General features: G+C 61.8%; 5 protein-coding genes. 3 read left to right on the forward strand and 2 right to left on the reverse strand.

Annotated features, from left to right (window positions below):
• Together B3H86_RS06680 and B3H86_RS06685 are read right to left on the reverse strand one after the other, a co-directional pair.
• On the reverse strand, positions 1-744 hold a 744-nt coding region (locus B3H86_RS06680; RefSeq protein WP_292052214.1), incomplete at its 3' end, for an outer membrane protein.
• Between the two features lie 244 nt (positions 745-988).
• A complete protein-coding gene (locus B3H86_RS06685; protein ID WP_292052216.1) occupies positions 989-3,241 on the reverse strand; it encodes an AGE family epimerase/isomerase in 2,253 nt (750 codons plus the stop codon).
• A gap of 174 nt (positions 3,242-3,415) precedes the next feature.
• Between B3H86_RS06685 and argB the strand changes: the two genes are divergently transcribed.
• The 3 genes from argB to dapD are packed head-to-tail and all read left to right on the forward strand — an operon-like array spanning position 3,416 to position 5,909.
• Complete coding sequence (gene argB / locus B3H86_RS06690; RefSeq protein WP_292052218.1) at positions 3,416-4,345, forward strand: acetylglutamate kinase; 930 nt, start codon at positions 3,416-3,418, stop codon at positions 4,343-4,345.
• On the forward strand, positions 4,342-5,055 hold the full coding sequence (locus B3H86_RS06695; protein WP_312821179.1) for a pyrimidine 5'-nucleotidase: 714 nt from the start codon (positions 4,342-4,344) through the stop codon (positions 5,053-5,055). Before argB ends, B3H86_RS06695 begins: the two co-directional genes overlap by 4 nt.
• Positions 5,052-5,909 (forward strand): 2,3,4,5-tetrahydropyridine-2,6-dicarboxylate N-succinyltransferase, encoded by an 858-nt coding sequence (dapD, locus tag B3H86_RS06700; protein WP_292052220.1) that lies wholly within the window; start codon positions 5,052-5,054, stop codon positions 5,907-5,909. The genes B3H86_RS06695 and dapD overlap by 4 nt, the downstream gene beginning before the upstream one ends.
• Positions 5,910-6,245 lie beyond the last annotated feature (336 nt).

Genomic DNA, 6,245 nt, shown 5'->3' on the forward strand with positions numbered 1-6,245 from the left:
CGGCGGCGGCGGCGGCGGCGGAGCGTCTTGAGCACCGAAGGCGTAACGCAGACCCAGGGTCACGGTGTGCGACTGGTCATAGTCGCCCGTCCAGTTACCGAATGACGGCGAGACGGTTGCCGGAACCACCGACGCCCACTCGGCTTCGCCGGTGAGGTAACGGTAGGTCAGGTCGATGTTGGTGCGGTCCGACAGAGCCCAAGCCAGACCAGCGATCGCTTGAGCAGCGAACTTGGTCGAGGTGTCGTCAGCAGCGAAAGCGCCGCCCGGAGCTTGGCGAAGACGGCCAATGGTGTCGACGTTGACGCGGTTTACACCTGCACCCAGACCCACGAACGGACGCAGGCCCCAATCCTCAGTGCCGAAGTCATAAATGACATTGGCCATGATGGTGGTGGAGGTGATGTCACCTTCCGGCGAGTGGCACGGGCCGGTAGCCGGGCTCAGGTTGCACAGGCCTTGTGCGCCCGAAACGGCGCGAACGCGGCCGATGTCACCCGAGCGGTAACCGCCTTCGAGTTCCATACGCCAGTTCGGGTTGAAACGGTAACCGAGACGAGCAAAGGCGGCCCAGCCGTCGTTGACTTCCCAGTTCCAGTTAGCGCCCGTGTTCGACGACTCAGCGTTGATGTCGTCGATGATGTGGTAACCAGCGTCGATAGCGCCGTACCAACCGTTCGGCTCAGCCGAAGCGGCACCAGCCGACAGTGCCAGGGCGGCCGCCGCGCTAGAAGCCAGGATCAAACTCTTGACGCGCATATAAGCGGCCCTCCAAGAATCGTTGATGATGACGGTACACAAGTACCGCTAAACTTCAGATAACAGGCTCTACTGCTCAGGTCGAGGCCGTAAAGCCGCCATTTCTCGTTGAGAACATGGAAACGTGATATCGACGCTACAGAATGTGAACGGGAGCTTAACATAATTGCCCCGCTCCCATTTTAAGCCCCGACACCCTAAGGATATTTACATATATCCCTGTTCGGAATCATCCCAAAGATGCGGGATGACCCATTGAACGGAGCGATTGCGTCAGTTGGGCGCACGCACCGACAATATGGTATAGCGAGCTGGCTTTGGACGGTTCATCTCTGAAAACACCCACGCCCGTCAGTACTTCGCGCCAGACTCCGTCATCGGTGAAGTATTGTGTAAGCGCACGCACCGCCAGACCGGCATCATTTAGATAGGCCTGACGTTCCGCACCTTCGGAAATCTCGGCCAGCAGCAGGGCGGCCTTAATCCATTCCGTTTGCGGCCACAGTCTGGCGCGCGTCTCCAGACGCTCGCCCGACACATTGATGGCATCCACCACGACACCGGCAGAGGCCCAGTATCCCTGCATGCCGAAGCGGTAGAGATCCTTGGCCACATCGACCAGATGGTGCGCGTTACGGCGTCGGGCATAGCGCAGCAGCAGCCACGCCCATTCGAACTGGTGGCCCGGTTCGACCCACTGGCCTTTTTCGCCTTCGGCAGGGGTCCAGTCCGGCGAGAAGAACTCGCGCAGGCACCCCTTCTCGGCATCGATGAAGGTCGTGCAGGCCAATTGCACCAGGCGGTCGGAAGCATCGGCCCAGGCCATGTCGCCGCCCACCTCTTCCCAGGCCAGACAGGCTTCGAGAAGATGCATGTGGGCGTTGGACTGGTGGGGATGCCCCTCGATCTCGACCAGGGCCCCGTTCGGCTGTACCTCGCGGAACAGGCGCTCGCGAATGCCATTGGCCAGGTGCAGATAGCGGCCGTGATCGCTCTTCACACGATGCGCGGCGGCAAGGGCAAACAGGCCAAAGGCATGGTCATAGACCGACGCACGCGGGGTCAGCACCTGAAGCGACGGCGACAGCAGTCCGTGCAGCATGCCTTCTTCGCTGATGTAGTATTTCTCGAACGCGGCCAGACCGCGCTCCATCAGCCATTCCCACGGGCCACTCCAGCCCAGCCGGCCTGCCTCGGCGAAGGTGAATATCTGGCGGGCCTGGACGCGAACACGATGGTTCAGCACCACCGGATCCGCGCCCAGCGTCAGCGCCTCGGCAAAAATACCGTCATCGCGGATACCCAGCGAAGCCCACACCGGCAGGGCGCGCAGCTTCATCCAGTCCACAAAACCCTTGCCGCCGGAGACGACATCCACCGGCTCGGGCTTGGCAAAGTCCAGATGTTGGGGCGAGACCTGCTTCAGGCGCTCGACCACCGCCTTCACGTCCTGCGAGCGATTGAGATCGCACACCAGAACCGCATCGTTCTCGACGACAACGGCCAGATTGGATGCGCCGAGAACCGTCACGATCACGCCTTCAGGGGCACGTGCCACGGTTCCGGGCGAGTCGATCAGGATATGGCGTCCCTGATCCGGCGAGACGCTGTTGGCGACCGCATCCCATGCCCCGAGATCTGACCATTCGAAATCTACACGCAGCACGGAGGCACGGCGGGTCTTCTCCATGACGGCATAGTCGATGGAAACCTTGGGTGCCTCAGCAAAGGATGGCGGCAACAGCACCGTCGTGCCTGACAATCCGTCCATTGCCTTCTCGACCGCCTTTCCGACGGCGGGAACGTAATGGTTCACCTCTTCAAGGAAGATGTCCGAGCGGGCGATGAAGATGCCCGTATTCCACACCAATCCGCGCTCAATGAAAACCTGCGCGGTTTTGGTGTCCGGCTTTTCGACGAAGCGCACCACGTCTGACAGCCCCTCACCCGATGGCTCGATATAGCCATAGGCCGAGGACGGATTGGTCGGGTGGACACCCAGCGTCACGATGCGCCCTGCCGCCGCCGCCTCGGCGGCCTTCAGGCCGGCCTGTTTGAAGGCTTGGTGGTCCGGCAGATAGTGGTCCGAAGACACAAAGACATTGATGCCCTCGGGATCGATACTGCGGCTCCATACCGCTGCGGCGGTCATGGCCGGGGCGGAATCGCGTCCTTCAGGCTCGAGAATGACCTGGGCGGTCAGACCGACTTCAGCCAATTGCTCGAGAATAAACGACTCATGCACGGCTCCGCCGACCACGATCAGATGGCTGCTGCCATCCATCAGATGGGCCGCACGAAGTGCAGTTTCCTGAAACAATGAATGTTCACCGTGCAGGGCGATGAACTGTTTCGGTCGGGTCGGACGGGAAGCGGGCCACAAACGCGTACCAGCGCCGCCGCACATAATGACCGGATGAATCGACACAGTATTCCCTAGGAGATTCGTTAGGAGACAATGGTGACGATAAACGCCCACCATTCCTACGATTTGTGCGTAAACTTGTATGAAAACAGCATATCTAACGGTGTGCAGCAAGCCTCGCTTTGCAACCTCTGCGGTTTTATTCAACCGCCGTTCCGCACCCTATTCCAAGGTCGGACAGGCGCTTAAATGAGTGACTTGGCGGCGCTTAGGCGTTATGGCGCGATCACTATGAACGAAGTCGATCGGCAATCCGAAGAGCGCAGCTGGGAAACCGCAAAAACCCTGGCTGAAGCCCTACCCTATATCCAGGTCTATGACCGGGAGACGGTGGTCATCAAATACGGCGGCCATGCTATGGGCGAAAGCTCCGTGGCAAAGCAGTTTGCTGCCGATGTGGTTCTGTTGAAACTGATGGGTGTGAACCCCGTGGTCGTCCACGGCGGCGGCCCGCAGATCAGCGCCATGCTGGACAAGGCCGGTGTGAAGTCCAACTTCATCGACGGTCTGCGCGTGACCGACAAGGACACGATGGCCGTGGCCGAGATGGTTCTGTCGGGTGCGGTCAACAAAGAGATCGCCCACTGGATCACGGTCGCCGGCAAGGAAGCCGACGTGCGCGGCGTGGGCCTGTCGGGCAAGGACGCAGGCCTGCTAACGGTCGAAAAGACCCGTCGCACCAAGCGCGATCCCGACAGCATGATCGAGCACGAGGTCGATCTGGGCTTTGTGGGCGAGCCGACCAAGGTTGATCCCAAGCTGATCAAGGGCCTGATCGCGTCGGAAACCGAGGACTGGGTTCCGGTCATCGCCCCGATCGGCGTGGCGGACGACGGCATGACCTATAACGTCAACGCCGACACCGTGGCCGGTGCCATCGCCGGATCGCTGAACGCCAAGCGCATGCTACTGCTGACGGACGTTCCGGGCGTTAAGGGTGCCGACGGCGAGATCATCCGCCAGATGAGCCTCGAGGATGCGCAAAAGCTGATCGACGACGGCGTCGCCACCGGCGGCATGATCCCCAAGCTGGAGACGGCGATGGCGGCTGTCCGCGCGGGCGTTGAAGCCGTGGTGATCCTAGATGGCCGCCGTCCGCACGCCATGCTGGTCGAACTGTTCACCGAAAACGGTGCCGGCACCCTGGTGACCGCCAAGTGACCGACAAGATGCCGACGGAAGTGGCCTCCGACCTTCCGACCGACATTGCAGCCGATCTTGAAGGCGTAAAGTCGTGGGTCTTTGACCTCGACAACACGCTTTATCCGGTCGAGAGCCAGTTCATGGGCCTCGTGGAAAAGCGCATCAACGATTACGTGGTGCGCACCTCGGGCCTTCCCGCCGACGAGGCGCTGGTCATGCAGAAATCCTTCCTGCACGACTATGGCACCTCGCTGGCGGGCCTGATGACCCGCTACCAGATCGACCCGCACCATTTCCTGGCCGAAGTCCACGATGTGCCGCTGGATGTGCTTGAGCCGGACCCGGCCCTGCGCATGGGTCTGGAGCGCCTCAAGGGCAAGCGCGTCATCTTCACAAATGGCTCGACCGTCCATGCCCACCGCGTTCTGAAAAAACTGGGCATCGACGACCTGTTTGACGGTGTGTTCGCGCTGGAAGACGCCGACCTGATCCCCAAGCCGGACCCGCGCACCTTCCAGAAGATGCTGGCCATGTTCGGCATCGATCCGACCACCGCCTGCTTCTTTGAAGACACGCCGCAGAACCTGGCTCCGGCCAAGGCCATCGGCATGAAGACCGTTTTGGTCGGACCAAAGGCTTTCAGCGCCGAAGGCGACTTTATCGACTATCGCGCGGCCTCCCTGCCGCCCTTCCTGACCACCGCCATTCTTGACGGAGATCCCGAATGACCAATCTCACCAAGCTCGAAAGCGTCATCGAAGCCGCTTGGGAAGCCCGCGCCGACATCAACGCCCAGACCCAGGGTGAAGTGCGCGAAGCCGTCGAGAAAGCTCTGGCCCTGCTGGACTCGGGCGAGGCCCGCGTGGCCACCCGTGGCGATGACGGTGTCTGGACCACCCACCAGTGGCTGAAGAAGGCCGTGCTGCTGGGCTTCCGCCTGAATGACAACATCATCATGCGCGCGGGCGATCGCGGCATGAACAGCCCGGCTCCGGCCATCGGCCCGTTCTTCGACAAGGTCGCAAACAAGTTCGGTGACTGGACCGCCACCGACTACCAAAACGCGGGCTTCCGCTCGGTTCCGGGTGCGATCGTGCGTCACGGTGCCCACATCGCCAAGTCGGTCGTGCTGATGCCGTCGTTCGTGAACATCGGCGCCTATGTCGGTGAAGGCACGATGGTTGACACCTGGGCCACAGTCGGCTCCTGCGCCCAGATCGGCAAGAATGTGCACCTGTCGGGCGGCGCGGGCATCGGCGGCGTGCTGGAGCCGCTGCAGGCCAATCCGACCATCATCGAGGACGGCTGCTTCATCGGTGCCCGTGCCGAAGTGGCCGAGGGCGTGATCGTGCGCGAAGGCGCGGTTCTGGCGATGGGCGTCTACCTGTCGGCCTCGACCAAGATCGTCGACCGCGCCACCGGCGAAATCTATCGCGGCGAGGTTCCGGCCTATTCGGTCGTGGTGCCGGGCACCCTGCCCGACCCGAACGGCGGCCCGTCGCTGTACTGCGCCGTCATCGTCAAGCGCGTGGACGCCCAGACCCGCGCCAAGACCGGCGTGAACGAGCTGCTTCGCGACTGATCAAGCCTCCGATTGATCCGGAAAAAGGGACCGTTCGTAGCAGAGCGGTCCCTTTTTTGTGACTGGCCATACGGTCCAGATTGATGCGGAGTTGATTAACGCTTTTGGGTTTAGCGTCACATTAAAATGGATGGGGCCTTGGGAAGGGGTCTGAACGATGGGTTGGGCAAAACTGAAATCCACACTGGCTGCGGGTAGCTTGCTGACCCTGTTGGTCCTGCCTCTGGCCGCCTGCGGTGGTGGCGGAGGCATCCGGGGTGGCAGCATCATACCCCCGACGCCGACAACGCCGCCGCCTCCGCCTCCGCCTCCGCCGCCTCCTCCTCCACCCCCGCC

Origin of the sequence: Brevundimonas sp. UBA5866 (assembly GCF_002432125.1) — a bacterium.
Lineage (GTDB): Bacteria > Pseudomonadota > Alphaproteobacteria > Caulobacterales > Caulobacteraceae > Brevundimonas.